The organism is Mesorhizobium shangrilense (assembly GCF_028826155.1).
In the GTDB taxonomy this organism is placed as follows: domain Bacteria; phylum Pseudomonadota; class Alphaproteobacteria; order Rhizobiales; family Rhizobiaceae; genus Arvimicrobium; species Arvimicrobium flavum.
In genome coordinates, this window is record NZ_JAQGPN010000001.1 from 2,482,720 (window position 1) to 2,503,541 (window position 20,822).

Annotated in this window: 18 protein-coding genes; 12 read left to right on the forward strand and 6 right to left on the reverse strand. The window is 63.9% G+C overall.

The genetic code is table 11. From position 1 onward, the window contains the following. Nucleotides 1-18: 18 nt before the first annotated feature. The 12 genes from PD284_RS12045 (at nucleotide 19) to PD284_RS12100 (ending at nucleotide 12,647) form a co-directional block, all read left to right on the forward strand. On the forward strand, nucleotides 19-1,206 hold the full coding sequence (locus PD284_RS12045) for a glycosyltransferase (RefSeq protein WP_274628432.1): 1,188 nt from the start codon (nucleotides 19-21) through the stop codon (nucleotides 1,204-1,206). Nucleotides 1,207-1,366: 160 nt separating this feature from the next. Beyond that, a complete protein-coding gene (gene gmd, locus PD284_RS12050) occupies nucleotides 1,367-2,344 on the forward strand; it encodes a GDP-mannose 4,6-dehydratase (protein ID WP_274628433.1) in 978 nt (325 codons plus the stop codon). 11 nt (nucleotides 2,345-2,355) lie between these two features. Beyond that, nucleotides 2,356-3,375 (forward strand): GDP-mannose 4,6-dehydratase, encoded by a 1,020-nt coding sequence (locus tag PD284_RS12055; RefSeq protein WP_274628434.1) that lies wholly within the window; start codon nucleotides 2,356-2,358, stop codon nucleotides 3,373-3,375. Nucleotides 3,376-3,533: 158 nt separating this feature from the next. Continuing rightward, nucleotides 3,534-4,559: an FkbM family methyltransferase gene (locus PD284_RS12060; protein ID WP_274628435.1), complete on the forward strand. Its 1,026-nt coding sequence runs from the start codon at nucleotides 3,534-3,536 to the stop codon at nucleotides 4,557-4,559. Then, nucleotides 4,556-5,869, forward strand: coding sequence for a glycosyltransferase family 4 protein (locus PD284_RS12065; protein WP_274628436.1), 1,314 nt, complete (start codon nucleotides 4,556-4,558; stop codon nucleotides 5,867-5,869). Before PD284_RS12060 ends, PD284_RS12065 begins: the two co-directional genes overlap by 4 nt. Before the next feature lie 9 nt (nucleotides 5,870-5,878). After that, the gene (locus tag PD284_RS12070; RefSeq protein ID WP_274628437.1) at nucleotides 5,879-6,505 is read left to right on the forward strand and encodes an acetyltransferase; all 627 of its coding nucleotides are present in this window, start codon (nucleotides 5,879-5,881) and stop codon (nucleotides 6,503-6,505) included. Nucleotides 6,506-6,517: 12 nt separating this feature from the next. After that, on the forward strand, nucleotides 6,518-7,678 hold the full coding sequence (locus PD284_RS12075; RefSeq protein ID WP_274628438.1) for a DegT/DnrJ/EryC1/StrS family aminotransferase: 1,161 nt from the start codon (nucleotides 6,518-6,520) through the stop codon (nucleotides 7,676-7,678). A gap of 1 nt (nucleotide 7,679) precedes the next feature. After that, on the forward strand, nucleotides 7,680-8,717 hold the full coding sequence (locus PD284_RS12080; RefSeq protein ID WP_274628439.1) for a glycosyltransferase family 4 protein: 1,038 nt from the start codon (nucleotides 7,680-7,682) through the stop codon (nucleotides 8,715-8,717). Then, on the forward strand, nucleotides 8,714-9,751 hold the full coding sequence (locus PD284_RS12085; RefSeq protein ID WP_274628440.1) for a glycosyltransferase family 4 protein: 1,038 nt from the start codon (nucleotides 8,714-8,716) through the stop codon (nucleotides 9,749-9,751). Before PD284_RS12080 ends, PD284_RS12085 begins: the two co-directional genes overlap by 4 nt. Before the next feature lie 167 nt (nucleotides 9,752-9,918). Further along, the gene (locus PD284_RS12090) at nucleotides 9,919-11,028 is read left to right on the forward strand and encodes a glycosyltransferase family 4 protein (protein ID WP_274628441.1); all 1,110 of its coding nucleotides are present in this window, start codon (nucleotides 9,919-9,921) and stop codon (nucleotides 11,026-11,028) included. Nucleotides 11,029-11,032: 4 nt separating this feature from the next. Then, nucleotides 11,033-11,890 carry an ABC transporter permease gene (locus PD284_RS12095; RefSeq protein WP_274628442.1) on the forward strand — a complete coding sequence of 286 codons (858 nt, stop codon included), beginning with the start codon at nucleotides 11,033-11,035 and terminating at the stop codon, nucleotides 11,888-11,890. A gap of 4 nt (nucleotides 11,891-11,894) precedes the next feature. After that, nucleotides 11,895-12,647, forward strand: coding sequence for an ABC transporter ATP-binding protein (locus PD284_RS12100; protein WP_274628443.1), 753 nt, complete (start codon nucleotides 11,895-11,897; stop codon nucleotides 12,645-12,647). A 24-nt stretch (nucleotides 12,648-12,671) separates the two neighbouring features. Here the strand turns inward: PD284_RS12100 and PD284_RS12105 are convergent, their stop codons facing one another. The 6 genes from PD284_RS12105 to PD284_RS12130 all read right to left on the reverse strand — a co-directional run bounded on the left by PD284_RS12105 (nucleotide 12,672) and on the right by PD284_RS12130 (nucleotide 20,667). Beyond that, on the reverse strand, nucleotides 12,672-14,552 hold the full coding sequence (locus PD284_RS12105; protein ID WP_274628444.1) for a polysaccharide biosynthesis protein: 1,881 nt from the start codon (nucleotides 14,550-14,552) through the stop codon (nucleotides 12,672-12,674). A 117-nt stretch (nucleotides 14,553-14,669) separates the two neighbouring features. Next, nucleotides 14,670-15,233, reverse strand: a complete 564-nt coding sequence (locus PD284_RS12110; RefSeq protein ID WP_338036649.1) for a sugar transferase — start codon at nucleotides 15,231-15,233, stop codon at nucleotides 14,670-14,672. Nucleotides 15,234-15,336: 103 nt separating this feature from the next. Further along, nucleotides 15,337-16,959 (reverse strand): ABC transporter ATP-binding protein, encoded by a 1,623-nt coding sequence (locus PD284_RS12115; protein WP_274628445.1) that lies wholly within the window; start codon nucleotides 16,957-16,959, stop codon nucleotides 15,337-15,339. Nucleotide 16,960: 1 nt separating this feature from the next. Continuing rightward, nucleotides 16,961-18,091 carry an ABC transporter permease gene (locus PD284_RS12120; protein ID WP_274628446.1) on the reverse strand — a complete coding sequence of 377 codons (1,131 nt, stop codon included), beginning with the start codon at nucleotides 18,089-18,091 and terminating at the stop codon, nucleotides 16,961-16,963. Beyond that, nucleotides 18,084-19,007, reverse strand: coding sequence for an ABC transporter permease subunit (locus tag PD284_RS12125; RefSeq protein WP_274628447.1), 924 nt, complete (start codon nucleotides 19,005-19,007; stop codon nucleotides 18,084-18,086). Before PD284_RS12125 ends, PD284_RS12120 begins: the two co-directional genes overlap by 8 nt. 61 nt (nucleotides 19,008-19,068) lie before the next feature. After that, nucleotides 19,069-20,667, reverse strand: coding sequence for a peptide ABC transporter substrate-binding protein (locus PD284_RS12130; protein WP_274628448.1), 1,599 nt, complete (start codon nucleotides 20,665-20,667; stop codon nucleotides 19,069-19,071). Nucleotides 20,668-20,822 lie beyond the last annotated feature (155 nt).

Consider the following 20,822-nt stretch of genomic DNA (forward strand, 5'->3'; position numbering starts at 1 on the left):
GCCTGGGGCGGCGGCGATATGTTGAGGGTCCTCGTATTCGGCCGGTTTCTGGACGAGAAGCCGGGCGGCATCCAAAGTCACGTCGAGCACCTGTTCCACGCGATGCGTGGAGCGGTGGACTACGTCCATCTGGTGCCCACACGGGACTGGAGCGAAACGCGCGAGGTTCTTCACGGCTTTCCGGTCCTGCGGAAGCGCGGCATGGACATCGACGGAACCGTGGCCCTCTCGCCGGGCCTGATCAGCGAGGCCTGGCGTCTCGGACGGACCGGTTCGTTCGACCTGGTCCATCTGCATTTTCCCGATCCGATGACGCACATCGCCTCCATGGCGATCCCCGCATCGATCCCCCGCGTCATTAGCTGGCACGCAGACATCGTCCGTCAGCGCTACGTCCTGCCGTTCTATCGTCCATTCCTGAAGGCTGCCGCCAAGCGAGCCGGCGCCATCATCGCGCCAACGCCGCGCCATCGCGACGGCTCGCCGATCCTGTCCCAACTGGCCGACCAGTCGCACATAAAGGTCGTGCCCTACGGCTTTGATCTTACGCCCTTCACGATCCCCGCGCCTGAGGCGGCGGAAATCCGGGCCAAGTTCGGCGCTCCGCTCATCTTCTCACTCGGGCGGCATGTCAGCTACAAGGGTTTCGACGTTCTCATCCGCGCGATGGCGGACATACGCGGCGACGCGCATCTGGTGTTGGGTGGCGAGGGGCCGCTGACAGGAGAGCTGAGGGCGCTGGCTGCTTCACTCAGCGTGTCTGGACGCGTGCATTTCGTCGGCATGGTGCCGCCGGGGCAGCTATCGGCTTACTATCAGGCCTGCGACGTCTTCTGTCTTCCCTCCGTGACGGTGGCCGAGGCGTTCGGCATCGTTCAGGTGGAGGCGATGGCGAGCGGTAGGCCGGTCGTCAGCACGAAGCTGAACACCGGCGTCGACTACGCGAACCAGGACGGCGTGACCGGCTTCACGGTCACGCCCGGCAATTCGGCAGAATTGGCCGAGCGCCTGAACCTGCTGCTCGGCGACACAGCCCTGGCGACGACCATGGGCGAGGCGGCGCGGCAGCGTGCTCTTGGTGTATTCACCCTGGAGCAAATGCGCGTGTCGACACTGAAAGTCTATGAAAGTGCGCTCGCCCGCAGCGGCAGGCATGCCGGAAAAGGCGGTCAGACGCGGATCCGAAATACGGGCAATCCGCTCTGACGTTCTTCGCCTTTCCCGCAGGACGGCTTTTGCCACAAATAAGCCGGACCGGGTTTGCGAATGCCAGGCAATTGAACTAGAAGTCGGCCATCTCACGTTGAGGCAGCAGCTACGGCAACCCGCAGTCGCGCTTCCCGCAACTCATTAGAAAAGACGTTCCATGCGCAAAGCCTTGATCACCGGCGTAATGGGCCAAGACGGCGCCTATCTTTCGCAGTTGTTGCTGAACAAGGGCTACGAGGTCTACGGCCTCGTGCGCCGTTCGAGCACTGTCGATGTGAGGGACAACCGCCTGCATTGGCTGGGTGTGGCCGACGACGTGAAGATCGTCGACGGAAATCTGCTTGAACTGTCGGGTCTTATCCGCGCCGTGCGCGAGATCAAGCCGGACGAAGTCTATAATCTTGCCGCGCAATCCTTCGTGCGCACGTCCTGGCAGCAGCCGATTCTCACCGGTATGGTGACCGGCATCGGCGTCGCCAACATGCTCGAAGCGGTGCGCATCGAAGCCCCGGAGGCCCGTTTCTACCAGGCGTCGTCGTCGGAGATGTTCGGGCTGATCCAGGAACAGGTGCAGAGCGAGAAGACTCCGTTCTATCCGCGCTCGCCTTACGCGGTGGCGAAGGTCTACGGTCACTGGCTGACGGTCAACTATCGCGAAAGCTTCAACCTGCACGCCTCGAGCGGCATCCTTTTCAACCACGAGTCCCCGCTGCGCGGCATCGAGTTCGTGACCCGCAAGGTCACCGACGCCGTCGCCCGCATCAAGCTCGGCCTCGCAAAGGAACTGCGGCTCGGCAACATCGACGCCAAGCGCGACTGGGGCCATGCGCGCGACTATGTCAAGGCGATGTGGATGATGCTGCAGCAGGACCAGCCCGATGACTATGTCATCGCAACCGGCGTCACCACGTCGGTACGCGAGATGTGCCGCGTGGCGTTCGACACGGTCGGTCTGTCGATGGATGACCACCTCGTCATCGATCCCACGCTGTTCCGCCCGGCGGAAGTGGATGTGCTGCTCGGCGATCCTTCCAAAGCCCGCGAGAAGCTCGGCTGGGAACCGCAGGTGACCTGGCAGGACATGATCCGCGAGATGATCGAAGCCGACCTGAAACGCCTTTCGCGCAGGGACTGACGGAACCCAGAATGGCGGACCAGATGCGCGGCCGGGAGCATATGAGTCCTCGACGGGTCCTCGTGACGGGTGCGTTCGGCTTCGTTGGCCGCTGGCTGATCGCCGAGCTGCTGAAGCGCGACGCTTCGATGGAGATCATCGGCTGGCGTACGCACGACGAGGGCGGGGCAGCAGTCGATGCGCGCGTCGAGCCGGTTGCCGTGGATCTCACCGATCGCGACACGGTTTTCGCCGCGTGCGCCGCTGCAAAGCCGACGGCCGTCGTGCATCTGGCCGCGATTTCCGCGCCGCGCGAGGCGATGCTCGATCCGCGCCGGGCCTGGGACGTCAATCTGTTCGGAACGATGAACCTCGCCGACGCGGTGCTCGCAAGCGCGCCCACAGCGCGCTTCATCCATATCAGCAGCTCCGAGGTGTACGGTGGCAGCTTTGGCCGTGCCGCCGGGGCGCTTGACGAGACAGCGGCTCTGGAGCCGCTCAACATGTATGCCGTGACCAAGAGCGCGGCGGATCTGCTTGTCGGCAAGATGGCCCATGAGGGATTGCGCGCGATGAGGATCCGCCCCTTCAACCACACGGGGCCGGGCCAAAGCGACGTGTTTGTTGTGGCCTCGCTGGCCAGCCAGATCGCCAAGATCGAGCGTCGCATGGCGGCGCCGGTGCTCTATGTCGGCAACACCGATGTCAGCCGCGACATTCTCGATGTCCGCGACGTGGCGAGCGCCTATGCCAGTGCGGTGATGCTGCCGGACGGGCAGGGGGCGGATGTCCTCAACATCGCATCGGGCCGATCCATCAAGATCGGCGAAATCGCCGAGCGCCTGCGCTCGCTGGCCAAGGTGAGGATCGACATCGAGGTTGACGCTGCCCGCGTGCGCGCGAACGATATCAAGCGCACACTGGGCGACGCGCAGCGCGCCAAGGCGGTGCTGGGCTGGGAGCCGTCGATCCCGATCGAGGAGACGCTGAAGGACGTGCTGGACTACTGGCGCGAGAGGCTTGCGACGAGCCAGGCGGAGCGCGTCTCCTGATGTCTGGCTCGAACAATCCAGCGCAAGTCGTGCCCGGCCCAGGAGTTCCTGCCGCCATCAGGCCGGCAAGACTAGACCTGCGCATCCGGAACCAGATGAGTGCGCTCGCTGCCGAGCGCACTGGCGCCGCCACCATTGCTTATGCGGGGGAACCGAAATTGTCTCGACTGCGAGCCAAAGCGAAATCGCTGCTGCGTGGCCCGGCCGACGCCGTGAGGCGCTTCCTGAACGCGCCCGTCAGGGTCTCGATGATGGAAGTCGACCAGCGCGTGGAGCACGTCCAGCAGCGCATCGAGCACAACGAGATCGCGCAGCAGGCGCTGATGGCCCGGCTCGACAACCTGACGCGCATGTTCGGCGCGCGCATGGACGAGATTGAAGTCAAGATGCGGCCGCTCGTCTCGCTCGACGACGCCTACGCGGTCCGACTTGGCGACGGCTACGTGCTCGTCCCGAAGGACGAGCCCGCCTTCCTGCTGATGCTCGCAGACGCGACGACGGGAGGACTCGAGCCCGGCACGCGCGCCTGCCTGAAACGGCTGCTGCAGCCGGGCGACACCGCCGTCGACATCGGCGCCAATATCGGACTCCTGACCATGGCCTGCGCCCGGGCCGTGGGTCCCAGCGGCAAGGTTTTCAGCTTCGAGCCAGAGAAGCGGATGGCGGACCTGCTCGAGCGTACCATCTCCATGAATGGCTTCGCGCAGGTGAAGCTGTCGCGCCAGGCGGTCAGCGCCGAGCCGGGGACGCTTTCCTTCAACGTATCCAGGATTCCCGGGCACAGCTCTCTCTTCGCCCTGCCGGACCAGGAGGCGGGCCACCTGCAGAAAGTCGATGTCGTGCGCCTTGACGACGCGATCCCGGCCGACGCGAGGGTCGATGTCGTCAAGATCGACGTCGAGGGCGCCGAGATGGACGTGGTGAGGGGGATGCAGCGCATACTCTCGTCCAATCCCAATATCGCGGTGATCGCCGAGTTCGGCATTTCGCACCTGCGGCGGGTAGGCGTCACTTCGGCCGACTGGTTCGGCGCGTTCGAGGCGCACGGCCTCAAGCCGTTCGTCATCGAGGAGCCTACAGGCGTCTGCAAGCCGGCCGAGATCGAAAAGCTGGAAGCGATCGAGTCCGCCAACGTTGTCTTCGTGCGGCCTGGAAGCGCAACGGAAAAGAGGCTTCTCGCGTGAGGATAGGCTGGGTCACCCCGCTCGCGCAGAATTCGGCGATCGGACGCGTCAGCGCCATCGTGTGCGACGAGCTGGCGGCGCGCGGGCATCGGGTGGACATCATCAGGTCCGAGTCGCGCGAGACTGTCGACAGCCCGCACTGGCCCACCGAGCACAAGGTGACGACGTCCTTCGAGGTGTCGTTCCTGGAAGCCGAGAAGAACTATGACGTTGTCTTCCTGAACGTCGGCGACAATTTCAGTTTCCACGGCGGGATCTTCGAGTATCTGCGCAGGCCGACTGCCATCGGCATCTTTCACGATTTCTACCTGTTCAACCTGTTCAACGGTTGGCGGCACTCGTTGAAGCTTTCCGGACCGCAATCATCTCGGGAAATCGTCGCCGCCTATGGGCCGGGCGCTGCGGATGCGGCCCTGCGCGCCGTTGGCGGCGCGATGGACGTTTCCGAACTGGCGAGCGCCGTGCCCATGACCGAATGGGTGGCGATGCGGTGCGCCGGCGCGATCGCCCACGCAAACTTCTACGTGCCGCGGCTCCGCGCCTCCTGTGCGGGGACCGTGGACGTCGCCAACCTGCCGTGGCCGGGACGCGAAGTGCCGCCGCCCGCGCAGGGCAAGGACCGATTGACCGTGGTGACGGTGGGCGTGGTCAATCCCAACAAGTGCGTCGACGTGGTGATCGATGCGATCGGACAGTCGGCGGCGCTGCGCGAGAAGGTGCGCTACGTGGTGGCGGGCCCCATCGACGACGCTACACGTAGCCAACTCGAGGGAAAGGCCCGCGAGCAGGGCGTGCAGTTCGAGGCGCTTGGAAGCGTCAGCGAGGACGAACTTCTGCAGGTGCTGGGCGACGCCGACATCATGTGCTGCCTGAGGCGGCCGGTGCTGGAAGGCGCTTCCGCCTCGGCCATCGAAGGCATGCTGAGCGGCCGACCTACAATTGTCGCGGACGCCGGGTTCTATGCGGAGCTGCCGAGCCAGCATGTCGTCAAGGTGCCCGAGCAGGTCGGCGCGGCGGATCTGAAGAACGCGCTCGAGCGCCTGGCGTCTGACCCGCAGGCGCGACAGCGCATGGGCGAGAGCGCGCGCGCCTTCGCCGCGGAAGCGTTTTCGGTCAGCGCTTATGTCGATCGCCTGGAGAGCGTGGTGCGCGACCAGGCCCGGCTCGGCCCATATCTGGAGCTCGGCGATCGGCTGGCGCAACGCCTGAGTCGGCTGGGAATGCCTCCTTCAAGCGGGGCGGTCGATCGCCTGGCCGCCGCCATCGACGGCATGCGGCTGAGCGACCGACAGAGTCCGCACAGGATCTGAGGGGCGGCGATGAAACCTAAACTCGTCGTGCTGGGCGGAGGCGGACACGCCAAGGTCGCGATGGAGACGATCCGCGACGAAGGCCGCTACGAGATTGTCGGTTTCCTCGACGGCGAGGCCGCCGGGGAGGAAGTGCTCGGACTGCCCCGACTGGGAAACGACGACGTCATGGCGACACTGCGCGAACGCGGCGTGACGCATGTGTTTCCCGCCGTCGGCAGCAACAAGATTCGCGTGAGGCTCGGCGGCGAGGCCCGGCAGAACGGTCTGGAGATCGCCAACGCGGTCAGCCCGTTCGCCTATGTCTCGAAGACCGCGTCGGTGGGCAGCGGCGTGCTCATCGTCGCGGGGGCGGTCATCAACGCAGAGGCGACGATCGGGGATTTCGCCATCGTCAACACGACTGCCGTCGTGGACCATGACACGCATGTCGGAGTTGGTGCACATATTGCACCCCGAAGCGCGCTGGCAGGCAAGGTCAAGATAGGCCCGCAGGTGCTCGTCGGCGTCGGTGCGTCCGTCTTGCCGGATGTCTCGATTGGCGCCCATGCCATAATCGGGGCGGGTTCGTGCGTCGTATGTGATATTCCGCCCAACGCCAAGGCGTATGGCGTTCCGGCGCGGGTCGTTTCGTAGGAGCAGGTAGTCATGGCAGCCAAGCCACTCGGAGAGCCCGAGACCAAGCAGGAGCAGGAGCAGCTGCTCTCCGCGCGCATTCCTGTCGCCGCGCCCGTGCTCGACGGTCGCGAGGCGGAGTATGTCGCTGAATGCATCGAGACGGAGTGGATCTCGTCCAACGGCCGCTTCATCAGCGCATTCGAGAGCGCTTTCGCCGAATTCTGCGGCGTGAAGCACGCGATCGCGGTCAACAACGGCACGACCGCGCTGCATCTGGCGCTGGTGGCGCTGGGCATCGAGGCGGGCGACGAGGTCATCGTGCCGACGCTGACCTACATCGCCTCGGCCAACTGCGTGCGCTACTGCAATGCCGTGCCGGTGCTGGTCGACAGCGACCGGCAGACGATGAACATGGATCCGGCCAAGGTTGCCGCCGCGGTGACGCCGAAGACCAAGGCCATCATTCCGGTCCACCTCTACGGTCACCCGGTCGACATGGATCCGTTGCGCGAAATCGCGGACAAGCATGGCCTGTTCCTCGTCGAGGACGCCGCAGAGGCCATCGGCGCGAGCTACAAGGACAAGCGGGTAGGCGGCCTTGGCCATTGCGCCACGTTCAGTTTCTTCGGCAACAAGATCATCACCACCGGCGAAGGCGGGATGGTGACGACGGACGACGACGAACTCGCGGCGAAGCTGCGCCTCTTCAAGGGGCAGGGCATGGACCCGAACCGGCGCTACTGGTTCAACGTCGTCGGCTACAACTACCGCATGACCAATGTCGCGGCGGCGATCGGCCTGGCCCAGATGGAGCGCGTCGACCAGCACCTTTCGCGCCGTGCACAGGTGGCGTCGGCCTATAACGCCAAGCTGAGCGCGCTGGCGGACTTCATCGAATTGCCGGTGACCGCCAACTGGGCGACGCATTCGCACTGGATGTACGTGATCACGCTGAAGGACAGCGTGGCCAAGTCGCGGGATGCGGTGATGGCGGCGCTGGACAAGGAGAACATCGAGACGCGGCCCGTCTTCTATCCGATGCACCACATGCCGCCCTATCAGGAGGATCGGACCTATCCCATCGCCGAGCATCTTTCTGCACGGGGCATCAACCTGCCGACGCATGGGCGCATGACCGAGCGCGACATCGACCGGGTGGTCGATGCGCTGCGGCGGGCAGTGATCGACTGATTTGCGTATCGTCCTTGCTTCCTCCTTCGTGCCGTTCGTCAATGGCGGTGCGCGATTCATCGTCGAGTGGCTGGAGCGCCACCTGATCGAGCACGGCCATCAGGTCGAGCGCTTCTACCTGCCTTTCATCGAGCACCAGGACGAGATCCTGGAGCAGATGCTGGCCTACCGGCTGATGAGCCTGGAGGAACACTCCGACCTGCTGGTGACCTTCCGGCCGCCGGCGCATGTGCTGCGGCATCCGCGCAAGATCGTCTGGTTCATCCATCACATCAGGTCTTTCTACGACCTCGCCGGAACCGTGCACCGAGGCTTTACCAATGACGCCAAGGGCCGCGCGGTGCGGGATGCGCTGGTCGATATCGACACCGCCACCATCCTCGAGGCGAAGAAGGTGTTCACCAACTCGCAGGTGGTTGCCGACCGCCTCGAAAAGTTCAACGGAATCCGTGCGACGCCCCTTTATCCGCCGGTATTCCAGCCAGAGCGCTTCCGCCACGACGCCTATGGCGACGAGATCGTTGTTGTGTGCCGCGTGGAGCAGCACAAGCGGCAGGCGCTGCTGATCGAAGCCATGCGCCACACGACGACCCCGGTGCGGTTGAGGCTGTGCGGGCTGAGCTCGAACCCCGCCTATGACGCGGAGATCCAGAAGCTGATCAGTGACAGCGGGGCGGCGGATCGCATCGTCTTCGAGAACCGGTGGATCTCCGAGGAAGAGAAGGCGGAAAAGCTCGCGCCGGCGTTGGCCGCCGCCTACCTGCCGATCGACGAGGATTCCTACGGCTATCCGAGCCTGGAGGCCGCCCATTCGCGCAAGGCAGTGCTGACCACCGCGGACGCGGGCGGCGTGCTCGAATTCGTCGAAGACGGGCGCAACGGATTTGTCGCAGACCCGACGCCGCAGGGCGTGGCCGACGCCATGGACCGTCTCTATGCCGACCGGGCGCTGGCGGCCCGCATGGGCGCCTCGAGCCATGACCGGTTGCGCGAGATGAAGATCGACTGGAGCCACGTCGTCGAGAGCATCGTGTCATGAAGGTTCTGGTCGTCAACAACGCCGTGCCGTTCATCTGGGGCGGCGCCGAGGAACTGGCGCGCAACCTGGTGCTGGCGCTCAATGGGACGAAGGGCGTCAGCGCGGAACTTCTGCGCATCCCGTTCAACTGGGTGCCGAACGAGCGGCTGATCGACGAGATCCTTCTCAACCAGGCGATGCACATCCCCAACGTCGACAAGATGATCGCGCTCAAGTTCCCAGCCTATCTGGTGCCGCATCATCGCAAGACGCTCTGGCTGCTGCACCAGTTCCGGCAGGCCTACGACCTGCGCGATGCCGGGCAGAGCCCACTCGGACAAGACCCCGACAGCCTGGCGATCGTCGAGGCGATTCGTCGCGCCGACGATCTCTGCTTTGCCAACTGCCAGCGCATTTTCACCAATTCGCCGGTGACGCAGAACCGGCTCCGCCAGTACAACAAGCGCAAATCAGAGGTGCTCTATCCGCCGCTGAACGACGAGGCGCTGTTCCGGCCGGTCGAATACGGCGACTATATTTTTGCCGGAGGTCGCGTCTCCGCCGGCAAGCGGCAGCGGCTGCTGATCGAGGCGATGAAGCACACCAGGACCGGCGTGAAGCTGATCGTCGCCGGCCCGCCCGAATCCGAGGAAACGACACGGGAACTCACGCAACTGGTTGAGAAGGAGGATCTCGCGGACCGCGTTGTGCTCAAGCTTGGCCTGCTTTCGCGTGACGAAATCGCCTCCCTGGCCAACAATGCGCGCGCCTGCGCCTATCTGCCGTTCGACGAGGATTCGCTCGGGTACGTGACGATGGAAGCGTTCGCTGCCGGCAAGGCGGTGCTCACGACGTCCGATTCCGGCGGACTACTGGAGATCGTCAAGCATCAGTCGACCGGCTTTGTCGCCGAGCCCAACGCCGAGGCCATCGCCGCTGGGCTCGATGTGCTCAACGATCCGGCCACGGCGCGTAAGCTTGGCGGCGCGGCCAATGCGCTCTGGAAGCAAAGGAATCTGACCTGGGCCAAAACCGTAGACAGATTGCTGTCGTGAGCGCGACGCCTGGTATCGTTGATCTCGGACTTCCCGGTTGCTAAACGCCTGCCTTCAAGCTGCCATCCGGGCGAAATAGACCCTCGTCTTTCCACCCTTGCATCACGGATAATCGAAGCCGCCAAACTATGCGCGTCTGCCTGGAGACCTCGGCCATTCGGCCGCCAATGACGGGAATCGGGTACTACGTACTCTTCCTCGCGCGAAATCTGCTGACCGAAGCGGGCGGCGTGGACCTCCTTTCCTTCGACGGCGCAGCAGTGCAGCCGCTGACTGCAGCCTCGCTCGAGGTCAGAGGCGAGCAGGCTGCCGAAACACGTAGCCTGATGGGACGACTGGCCGCGGTCGCCAGAAAATCCGATGCCGTGCGGCGCGGCTACAGATGGTTCAAGGGCCAGCGCTTCCGGCAATCCGAGAAGCAGTTCGACCTGTTCCATGCGTTGAACTTCGTTCCCCCGCTGGAGACGAAATCGCCGGTCCTGCCGCTCATCCACGACCTGTCCTTCGAACGCCTGCCGCACACGCATCCGGCTGATCGCGTCGCCTTCCTGCGCAGCCGACTACGCACGGTCAACGAGTATCCCTTCATCAACACGCTCTCCCACTTCAGCGCCAGCGAGATCGCGGAGGTCTACGGCTACCCGATCGATCGGATCGGCGTCACGCATCCCGGCGTCAACGAGCGCATGTACCGCAAGCCCGACGCGGCGGCCCTTGCGCAGGTCGAGAGAATGGGGCTTGCCGAGCGCAGCTATTTCCTGACGGTTGGAACCGTCGAACCACGCAAGAACCACAAGGTTCTCGTCGAGGCCTATGTCGGCCTGCCGGCGGAGGTGAGGCGGCGCTGCCCGCTGGTGATCGTGGGAGCCAGCGGCTGGGGCAGCCTCGACGTGCCGGGACAGGACGAACTGGTGCGCGACGGATCGATCCGCTTCACCGGCTATGCCAGCGAGGACGTCGTCCATGCGCTCTACGCACGGGCGCGCGCCTTGCTGTTCCCGACGCTCTACGAAGGTTTCGGCATCCCGGTGGCGGAGGCGATGGCCAGCGGCCTGCAGCCGATCGTGTCCGACATTCCTGTCATGCGCGAGGTCGCCGGAGATGTCGGGATCTACATCGATCCCAAGGACGCCGAGGCGTGGCGTGCGGTACTCGCGGCCGCGGCGGCGGATGATAGTGAATTCTCGAAGGAAAGCGCGCTTGTCGCCCGGTCGAAACAGTTCACGTGGCAGCTGACCGCGCAAAAGACCGCCGCCCTCTACCGAAGGTTCGAGTGAAGCAATGTCGTCGACGCGATTCAACCAAGACAGTCGAGCCGCCGAGCCGCGCCGCCGCACGGTTGGCGGTGCAGGCTTCGATTTTTCCAATGCGATCGCGGATATCGTCGACGGCGCGCGGCGCCATGAACTGTGGAGCTATCTTGCGTGGAGCGACACACGCCAGCGCTACGAGCGCTCCATCATCGGTCCGCTTTGGATGACCATCAACATGGGCATCATGGTCGGCGCGCTGGGAGTCCTCTATTCGACCATCTTCAAGCAGGACATTTCGACCTACATGCCCTACCTGGCGATCGGCATCGTTCTGTGGGGCCTGATCTCCGCCTTCATCACCGAAGGCTGCATGACCTTCATTTCCAGCGGGCCGATAATCCGCAATATCCGCGCCCCGCTCAGCATATTCGCGTTCTACACGGTGTGGCGGAACGTGATCGTGTTTTTGCACAACATGCTGATCTATGTCCTCGTCGCCATCTTCTTCGGCATCTGGCCGACGCTCGACACGCTCTACATCCTGCCGGCAGCCGTGCTCTATTGCATCAATGCCTTCTGGGTGTGCCTTCTGCTTGGTCTTCTCTGCGCACGGTTCCGCGACATCCCGCTGCTGGTCACGAGCCTGATGCAGATCCTCTTCTTCTTCACCCCGGTCATCTGGACGGCCGACCTTCTGCCGGACCGCGCCTATCTGGTGCACTTCAATCCGTTCTACCATTTCCTCGAGATCGGCCGCCGTCCGCTCCTGGCGCAGCCCGCCGCCCTCGAGAATTGGCTGGTCGTGCTGGCCTGCACGGTCCTCGGGCTGGCTGTGACGATGGTCTTCTACGCGCGCTATCGCAGCCGCGTCGCTTATTGGATCTAGACCGATGGCGTTCATCAAGCTCGAGTCCGTATCGGTCAGTTTTCCGGTCTACAATTCAAGCGGCCGTTCGATAAAGAACCGCATCGTCTCGGCTGCCACCGGCGGCCAGATTTCGGCGCGCGAACACGGCGGCATCGTGGTGGAGGCGCTGCGCGACCTGTCGCTTGAGATCGAACACGGCGATCGCGTCGCGCTCATCGGCCACAACGGGGCGGGCAAGACGACACTGTTGCGACTGCTGGCCGGCATCTACGAACCGCCCGTAGGGACGATTACCGTCGAGGGTCGGGTGGCGCCGCTCTTCGATCTTGCGCTGGGCCTAAACATGGAGAGCACCGGCTACGAGAACATCCGCCTGCGCGGGCTGGTCCTCGGGCTCTCCAAGAAGGAGATCGACGCGCGCATGGAAGGGATCGCCGAGGCCAGCGAACTCGGCCAGTTCCTCGAAATGCCCTTGCGGACCTATTCGGCCGGCATGCTGGCGCGTCTGGCGTTCGCGGTCTCCATCGCGATCCAATCTGACATCCTGCTGCTTGACGAGGGCATTGGCGCGGGCGACGCCGCCTTCATGGCGAAGGCCAGGCAAAAAATCGCGAAATTCGTCGAATCCGCGGGAATCCTGGTTCTCGCATCGCATTCGGACGAGCTGGTGACGACCATGTGCGACAAGGCGCTGCTGCTGGAGCATGGCCGCATCATCGCCCAGGGCCCGGTCGAGGAAGTGCTTGCTACCTATCGCGCGGGCATGGCGGGGTAGGGGCGGTCGGCGGCCAGCTGGACGTCACGCCGCCGGGGTTTGTTTTGCCTGCCCCACCGCGGCAAAGAGAAGGCTCTTCGCCGACGCTTCGTCGCCGCTATCGACGGCCTTCCGCAGGGCCGTGAGGGTGTCGCAGACCTCGCCGTAGCTCCAGTTGCGGCGCTTGCCGCGCATGATCCTCGGATGCGCCGTGGGCTCGACATAGCTGGCGTCGTAGAACAGCTCCTCGTAGAGCTTTTCGCCCGGTCGCGAACCGATCACCTTGATTTCGATATCGCCATTCGGATGCGAGGCGTCGCGCAGCGTCAGCCCAGCGAAGCGGATCATGTTCTCGGCCAGTTCGCGAATGGCGACGGGCTCCCCCATGTCCAGCAGGAAAACGTCACCGTTCTGCGAGAGGCTGGCCGCCTGGATGATCAGTTCCGCCGCCTCGCGGATCGACATGAAATAGCGGGTCATGCCCTCTTCAGTGAGCGTGACGGGCCCGCCACTGGCGATCTGCTCCTTGAACAGGGGGACGACCGAGCCCTGGGATCCGATGACGTTGCCGAAGCGCACCGCGCAGAAGCGGTGCCTGTCGGAGGTCACGCGCGGCCGGTTGGCGAAGCTCCTGACGACGATCTCGGACCAGCGCTTGGTCGCGCCCATGACGTTCGCCGGGCGAACCGCCTTGTCCGACGAGATCAGGACGAAGTGCTCGACCTTGGCGTCGAAGGCGGCTTCGGCAACCGTCCAGGTGCCGAAGATGTTGTTGGCGATGCCCGACAGCATGTTCGCCTCGACCATCGGGACGTGCTTGTAGGCGGCGGCATGAAAGACGCTGTCGATCGGATGGCGCTCGAAGGTGCGCCGCACGATGCCAGCATCGGTGACCGATCCCAACACGGGTACGAGTTCCACGCCCTCCTGGTCCTTCAGGCTTCGCTCGATCTCGTATAGCGCGAACTCGTCGACATCGAAGAGAATCAGCCGCCTGGGGCCGAGCGTGACGATCTGGCGGCAGAGTTCGGAGCCGATCGATCCGCCGGCGCCGGTGACCAGCACCGTTTTGTCCTTGACGGGACCGCCAAGGAGGGCAGGGGCAGCAGCGACAGCTGCCCGTCCGAGCAGGTCGCCGAGCTCGATGTCGCGCACGCGGGTCGTGAGGTCGCCTTCCCAGCCGGCCGCAATGGTCGGCAGGAAGCTAACCTTGACGTCCAGCTTGGCCGTCTGGCGCAGCATCGCGCCGCGTGCCGGACTGGCCACGCTGTCGGAGCAGACGATGATCTCCTGAACCTCGAGGTCGGGGATGAGCGAGCCGAGCGCGCTCACCGGATATACGCGGACGCCCGAGATGTCGGCGCTCACCAGCGCCTCGTCGTCATCGATGAAGCCGACCACCTTGCTGTGCGGGTCGACGCGAAGCGCCGCGGCAAGCTGCACGCCGGCGCCGCTCGCCCCATAGATCAGGATGCGCTTGGGCGCCGAAGCCTCGTCAATGGCCTGCTGCAGGAAACGCCGCGCCAGGAACCGGCTGCCGGCAAGCAGGACAGTGCCCATCACGAAGTAGATGACCGGGATCGAGCGCGGCACGACTCCCATGCCCCGCATCTCGGTCATGAAGACGAAGACCAGCCAGAGCGGAACGGCGATCGCCATCGCCTTCACGATCGACCACAGCATCGTCTCCGACACGTAGCGGACCACGGCGCGATAGAAACCGAACTGGAAGAGGATGGGAACTGCGACGGCAGGCGCGACGGCGATCACGACCATCTGGGCAGGTGTGGGGACGAATGGACTCCCGAATCGCAGCGTGTAGCTCAGCCAGAGGGCAAACAGCAGAATCAGGAAATCTATGATGGCGAGCAGCGCCCGCTTCTGCCGGCGCGGCCTCTCGATCAACCAACCAACTATAGAGCCCAAGTCCACACCGCCCTTTGCTGCTCCCCGCCTCGGTCGGCGCGGCGCCTGGCCGCCGCAATTTTGACGCTAGGTATAACGCAAATCATGGAAAAGCAACGAAATCGCGGCGGACGCTTCTCAGTTTCCCACGGCGTCGCCCGAGCCACGACCGGCGATCGTCGCGAAGATGATGCACATGTCGCCGACGAATGTCCGCGATTCGACATAACGCTTGTCTACCTCCGCGAGGCGCTCGGGCGTCGACATGTCGATCCCTGCCAGTTGTGCGCTGCCGGTGATGCCGGGGCGCACTGAAAAGACGCCCGCCGCCCGGCGCGCCTCGATCATTTCGGTCTGCGCAGGCAGGCAAGGGCGCGGGCCGACAAGGCTCATCTCTCCGCGCAGAACATTCCAGAGCTGCGGCAACTCATCGAACTTGTGCCGGCGAAGCATCTCGCCGAGCGGCGTGACCCAGGAGGTCGCCACTTCATGCGAGCCGGCGTTCGGAGCTTCCTCGTACATGGTGCGGAACTTGTAGCAGCGGAATATCCGCTCGCCCCGGCCGACGCGCTCCTGGGCGAAGATGGCATTCCCCGGAGAGGAGCGGCGCACCTTCACCGCGATCCACGCCATGACCGGCGACAGGAAAATGAGCGCCGTCAGCGCGGCGACGATATCGAACGCACGTTTCATGGCCGGCATACGCACTGCGTTCCCGCCGAGGTGGGCCTGAGTCTGGTCTTTGGAGGCAATCGTTTCATCGGCGCTCTGGATTGCCGAGCCCGATGTTCGTGTCAACTGGGACTTAGGCGGATCGCCGGAACCGCGTCTGGTCGATCGCCGCAGCCATCAGCGTCTGCGTGTAGATGTCCTGCGGATTGTCGAAGATCTGGTCGGTCGGACCCTCTTCCACGATCTTCCCCTGTTTCATGACGATGATGTAGTCGGCGATGGCTCGAACGACAGCCAGGTCGTGGCTGATGAACAGGTAGGACAGGTCGTGCGCCTTCTGCAAAGTCCGCAAGAGCTCGACGATCTGCTTCTGCACCGAACGGTCGAGCGCCGAGGTCGGCTCGTCCAGCACGACCACCTTCGGCTTCAGGATCATGGCGCGGGCGATGGCGATGCGCTGGCGCTGGCCGCCCGAAAACTCATGCGGATAGCGGTTGCGCATCACTGGATCGAGGTTCACCTCACGCAGCGCCTCGACGGCGCGCTGGTCGCGCTGCTTCGACGTCAGCGAGGGCTCGTGGACGAGCAGGCCCTCGGTGATGATCTGGCCGACGGTGAGGCGAGGGGAGAGCGACCCGAACGGATCCTGGAAGACGACCTGCAGTTCCCGCCGGAGCGGCCGCATCTCGGCACGATCCGCCTTCGAGATGTCGCGATTATCGAAGCGAATCGCACCGTCGCTGTGCAGCATGCGCAGGAGCGCGCGTCCAAGCGTCGACTTGCCCGATCCCGATTCGCCGACGATGCCGATGGTCTGGCCCTTGCGCAGATGGATGGAGATGCGGTCGACAGCGCGCAGCAGCGTCGGCGGGCCGGAGAGAAACCCGCCGCCGAGATTGAACACGACTTCGACGTTCCTGCCTTCGAGCAGGATGGGCGCGTTGGCTGGCGGAGGCGCCTTTCGGCCGGTCGGCTCGGCGGCGAGCAGCATGCGCGTGTAGGGGTGTGTGGGAGCGGCGAATAGCTGCTCGGTTGCGCCAGTCTCAACCACGTTGCCGGATTGCATGACGTAAACGCGATCGGAGAAGCGGCGCACGATGCCAAGATCGTGTGTGATGAACACGATCGCCATGCCAAATTTCTGCTGCAATTCGGCAAGCAGCGTCAGGATCTGGGCCTGGATGGTGACGTCGAGTGCCGTCGTCGGCTCGTCGGCGATGAGGATGTCGGGATCGTTGGCGAGCGCCATGGCGATCATCACGCGCTGGCGCTGCCCGCCGGACATCTCGTGCGGATAGGCGTCGATTCGACGTTCCGGGTTGGGAATGCCGACCAGCTTCAGAAGCTCCAGCACGCGCGCACGGGCGGCTTTTGCGCTCATGCCCTTGTGCCGGATCAGCGGTTCGGCGACCTGGTTGCCGATCCGATAGAGCGGGTCGAGCGAGGTCATCGGCTCCTGGAAGATCATGGTGACCTTGGCGCCACGCACCTTGTTGAGCTCGCTCTCGCGCAAGCCGATCAGTTCCTGGTCGCGATACCTTGCCGAACCCGTCGCCCGCCCGTTCGAGGCCAGCAGGCCCATCATCGCCATCATCGTCTGGCTCTTGCCCGAGCCGGACTCGCCGACGATGCCGATGGTCTCTCCGGGAGCCACATCGAGGTCGATGCCCTTCACCGCCTTGACGACGCCGTCCTGGGTGGCGAACTCGACAGTGAGATCGCGGACCTTGAGGATCGCTTCCTTCGTCTCAGCCATGTCAGCGATCCTTGGGGTCGAGAGCGTCGCGCAGGCCGTCGCCGACGAAGTTCAGCGCGAACAGTGTGGAGACGAGGAAGAAGGCCGGGAAGAGCAGCAGCCAGTTTGCCGTGCCGATGTTCTTGGCCCCGGTCGAAATCAGCACGCCCCAACTCGTCATCGGCTCCTGCACGCCGAGACCGAGGAAGGACAGGAAGCTTTCCAGTATGATCACCTGTGGCACCAGCAGCGTCATGTAGATGACCACCGGGCCGAGAAGATTGGGGACTATGTGGCGCAAGAGGATGCCGCGCGAGGACACGCCGAGCGCCTCGGCCGCCTGCACATACTCCTGGCGTCTGATGGAAAGCGCCTGGCCGCGCACGATGCGCGACATGTCGAGCCAGAGCACGGCCCCCACGGCCAGGAACATAAGGACGAAGTTCCGTCCGAAGAAAACCACCAGCATGATGACGAAGAAGATGAAGGGCAGAGAATAGAGCACGTCGACGATGCGCATCATCACTTCGTCCGTCTTGCCGCCGATGAAACCCGCGGTGGCGCCATAGAGCACCCCGATGACCACGGCGACCACACCGGCCAGCAGGCCGATGGAAAGCGAGATGCGCCCCGCCATCAAAGTCCGCGACAGCTGGTCTCGACCCGTGTTGTCCGTGCCGAAGAAGAAATACTGCTGCTTGATGCCCGCGCTGAAGGTCATCTGCAGGCCATCGTTCGTCCTGTCCTCGACTTTGGCGTCGTCGAACGTGTCGGATCGGTCGATATAGCGCGTGTTGCGCTCGTCGATCTTCTTGGACGACGTCACGGTGAAGAGCACCCGCTCGCCCTCCTGCCGCCAGTCCTTGAGATCCACGCGCATGCGCTTGATCACGTCGCCGAGGGCCGTCTCGATCATCTCGGGCTTCGGATAAGCCGAAAGGCTGGGCGGCGTGCGCACGTAGTCCGCGTAGATCGTGGTGTACTGGTGCGGCACGAACCACGGACCCACCACGCAAACGATCGCCATCAGGATCAGGTAGACGAGGCTGACCATCGCGGCTTTGTTGGATTTGAGCCGCAGCCATGCGTCGCCCCAGAAGGATCGCCCGGCGACGGGCGTTTCGGCGGGACCGGAAAGGGTGGCGTCAGTCATAGCGCACCCTCGGGTCGACGACGGCATAAAGAATGTCCACGATCAGATTGAAGACGATGGTGAAAATGGCGATGACCACCACCGTGCCCATGACCAGCGTGTAGTCGCGGTTCAGCGCAGCATCGACGAAATAGCGACCAACGCCCGGAATGGCGAAGATCGTCTCGACGATGATGGAGCCGGTCAGCAGGGCGGCCGCGGCCGGTCCGGCATAGGAGACGATGGGCAGCACTGCACCACGCAACGCGTGCTTGATGACGACGGACCATTTCGACAGGCCCATAGCGCGCGCCGTCCGAATGTGGTGAGACCGAAGCGATTCGATCATCGAGCCGCGCATCAGGCGGGCAACAATGGCGATCTGGGGCAGGGCAAGCGTGAGCACCGGCCCGATCTTGTTCAGCAGCGCGCCTTCTCCCCATCCACCGACGGGGATGAGCTTCCACGACAGCGCGAAGACGAGCTGGATGACCGGCGCGATCACGAACGTGGGGATCGTGCTGCCGGCAGTTGCCGTGGCGATGACCGCATAGTCGGCCGCGCGGTTCTGGTTGAGGGCTGCGACGATGCCGAGCACGCCGCCGACGATGAGCGCCAGGATCAGCGCTGACGCGCCGAGCTGGATCGAGATCGGGAGCCCGTTGGCGAAGAGTTCGCCCACCGTGAAATCCGGCAAATTGTAGCTCGGGCCAAAGTTCCCGTGCAGCAAATTATTGAGATAGTTTAGATATTGCTGCCACAAAGGCTTATCGAGCCCGAATTGGGCTTCGAGGTTCGCCTTGATTTCGGGGCTTAGGCCGCGTTCCTGATTGAACGGTCCGCCGGGCGCGACCCTTATAAGAAAGAACGCAAGCGTAACGATCACGAAAAGCGTCGGAATGGCGGTCAAGAGCCGCCGGAGTACGTAGACGAGCATAGCATCCCCGCCTTTGAGAGGGATGCCGCCGCCCCGGCGGACCGGGGCGGCGGCGCGAAAGCTATTCCGTCTTCGAGATGAAGCGGCTCGGATGGACGTCCATCACGTTCGGCTCGTAGCCAGCCAGCTTCGGCGAAACCAGGTTCTTGTAGCTGTAGTAGAGCAGCGGAATCTGGCCGACCTCGTCGATCAGCACGCGCTCGGCTTCCGACAGAAGCTTCAGCCGCTCTTCAGGCTTGCCGCCAGCCGCCGCGGCCTTGTCCATCAATTCCTCGTATTTCGGGCTGTTGTAGTTCGCGTAGTTGTTGCCGCTCGCCTTGCGCGAGATGCCGAGGAAGCTTTCGGGATCCTTGTAGTCCGCGATCCAGCCGGCGCGGGCGACGTCGAAGTCGCCCTTCTGCTCGAGATGGCCGTAGTGGGTCTTGGTGTCGGTGTTGAGCAACGACACCTCGATCCCGAGCGGCTTCAGCTGCTCCTGGATCGCGACCGCCGTGTTCTTGTGGTTCTCCGACGTGTTGTAGCGGATTTCCATCTTCAGCGGCTTGTCCGGGCCGTAGCCGAGTTTCTCGAGGATGGCCTTGGCCTTGTCCTCGCGATCGATCTGCGATTCGTCGGCGAAAGTCGCGAGCGCGGAAGTGTAGCCCTCGATGCCCGGAGGCACCATGGAATAGCCCGGGATCATCGAGTTCTGCCAGACCTTCTCGGCCAGGAAGTCGCGGTCGATCGCCATGGAGATGGCGTTGCGCAGCTCGGGGTTGTCCCACGGCGCCTTGTCCGTCTTGATCGCGTAGTAGTAGACGCCGAGATACGGGCCGAACTTGAGCTGGTCGCCGAATTTCGCCTTGAGGTCAGCCATCTGCTCGGTCGGGATGTCGTCGTTGTAGTCGATCTCGCCTGCTTCGAAGCGCTTGATGGCGGTCGAGCGATCCTCGGTCGGGAAGTAGTTGACGGTGTCGAGCTTGACGTCGGCGACGCCGTGGAACTGGTCGTTCTTGACCAGCTTGATGTGGTCGTTCGGAATGAACTCGGCGAGCTTGAACGCGCCGTTGGAAACCAGGTTGCCCGCCTTGATCCAGTCGTCGCCCAGCTTCTCGATTGCCGCCTTGTTGACCGGATAGGTCGACTGGTGCGTCAGCATCTCGAGGAAGTAGGGGGTCGGCGACTTCAGCGTCACCTCAAAGGTAGTCGGATCGACGGCGCGAACCGCCAGTTCCTCCGGCTTCATCTTGCCGGTGTTCACTTCCTCGGCGTTCTTCACGACATAGAGCATCGAGGCGTATTCGGCGCCCGTCGCCGGGTCTTCCAGGCGGCGGAAGGAATAGACGAAGTCGTCGGCCGTGACCGGCGAGCCATCCGACCATTTGCCGTCGGCGCGCAGCTTGAACGTGTAGACCAAACCGTCATCGGAGACGGTCCAGCTCTCGGCGGCGCCCGGGATCATCTCGGCCTTCTGGTCCTGCATCACAAGACCTTCATAAAGGTCGCGCAGGATGTTCGCCTCGTAGACCGTCGACGTCTTGTGCGGATCAAGCGACTCGGGGTCGGCCGAGTTGCCTCGGTTGAAGACCATCTCCGCATAGGCGGGGGCGGCCATGTAGACCCCGCCGACAGTCATGATGCTCGCGGCGAACACGGTCGCGCGAAACAGATTTTTCAGCATTTCAACTCTCTCCCTGTTGGGCCCGAAACGCCGTCCAGCACAGGGCAGGCGCGGCTCGGGCGCTTCAGCAAGAACCAGGTTCCTACTGCTTCGGCCGTTCCCTCATGGCCGAGATGAGCGCGACACTAGCAGCTAGCGCTCCATTTTCAACACGG

What these genes read in the sequence shown, in the direction of transcription:
- PD284_RS12130 (WP_274628448.1), bottom strand. Translation starts at nt 20,667, where the DNA reads ATGCTGAAAAATCTGTTTCGCGCGACCGTGTTCGCCGCGAGCATCATG.
- PD284_RS12110 (WP_338036649.1), bottom strand. Translation starts at nt 15,233, where the DNA reads ATGCCGGCCATGAAACGTGCGTTCGATATCGTCGCCGCGCTGACGGCG.
- PD284_RS12120 (WP_274628446.1), bottom strand. Translation starts at nt 18,091, where the DNA reads ATGACTGACGCCACCCTTTCCGGTCCCGCCGAAACGCCCGTCGCCGGG.
- PD284_RS12125 (WP_274628447.1), bottom strand. Translation starts at nt 19,007, where the DNA reads ATGCTCGTCTACGTACTCCGGCGGCTCTTGACCGCCATTCCGACGCTT.
- PD284_RS12095 (WP_274628442.1), top strand. Translation starts at nt 11,033, where the DNA reads ATGTCGTCGACGCGATTCAACCAAGACAGTCGAGCCGCCGAGCCGCGC.
- PD284_RS12090 (WP_274628441.1), top strand. Translation starts at nt 9,919, where the DNA reads ATGACGGGAATCGGGTACTACGTACTCTTCCTCGCGCGAAATCTGCTG.
- PD284_RS12085 (WP_274628440.1), top strand. Translation starts at nt 8,714, where the DNA reads ATGAAGGTTCTGGTCGTCAACAACGCCGTGCCGTTCATCTGGGGCGGC.
- PD284_RS12100 (WP_274628443.1), top strand. Translation starts at nt 11,895, where the DNA reads ATGGCGTTCATCAAGCTCGAGTCCGTATCGGTCAGTTTTCCGGTCTAC.
- PD284_RS12055 (WP_274628434.1), top strand. Translation starts at nt 2,356, where the DNA reads ATGGCGGACCAGATGCGCGGCCGGGAGCATATGAGTCCTCGACGGGTC.
- PD284_RS12045 (WP_274628432.1), top strand. Translation starts at nt 19, where the DNA reads ATGTTGAGGGTCCTCGTATTCGGCCGGTTTCTGGACGAGAAGCCGGGC.
- PD284_RS12070 (WP_274628437.1), top strand. Translation starts at nt 5,879, where the DNA reads ATGAAACCTAAACTCGTCGTGCTGGGCGGAGGCGGACACGCCAAGGTC.
- PD284_RS12115 (WP_274628445.1), bottom strand. Translation starts at nt 16,959, where the DNA reads ATGGCTGAGACGAAGGAAGCGATCCTCAAGGTCCGCGATCTCACTGTC.
- PD284_RS12075 (WP_274628438.1), top strand. Translation starts at nt 6,518, where the DNA reads ATGGCAGCCAAGCCACTCGGAGAGCCCGAGACCAAGCAGGAGCAGGAG.
- gmd (WP_274628433.1), top strand. Translation starts at nt 1,367, where the DNA reads ATGCGCAAAGCCTTGATCACCGGCGTAATGGGCCAAGACGGCGCCTAT.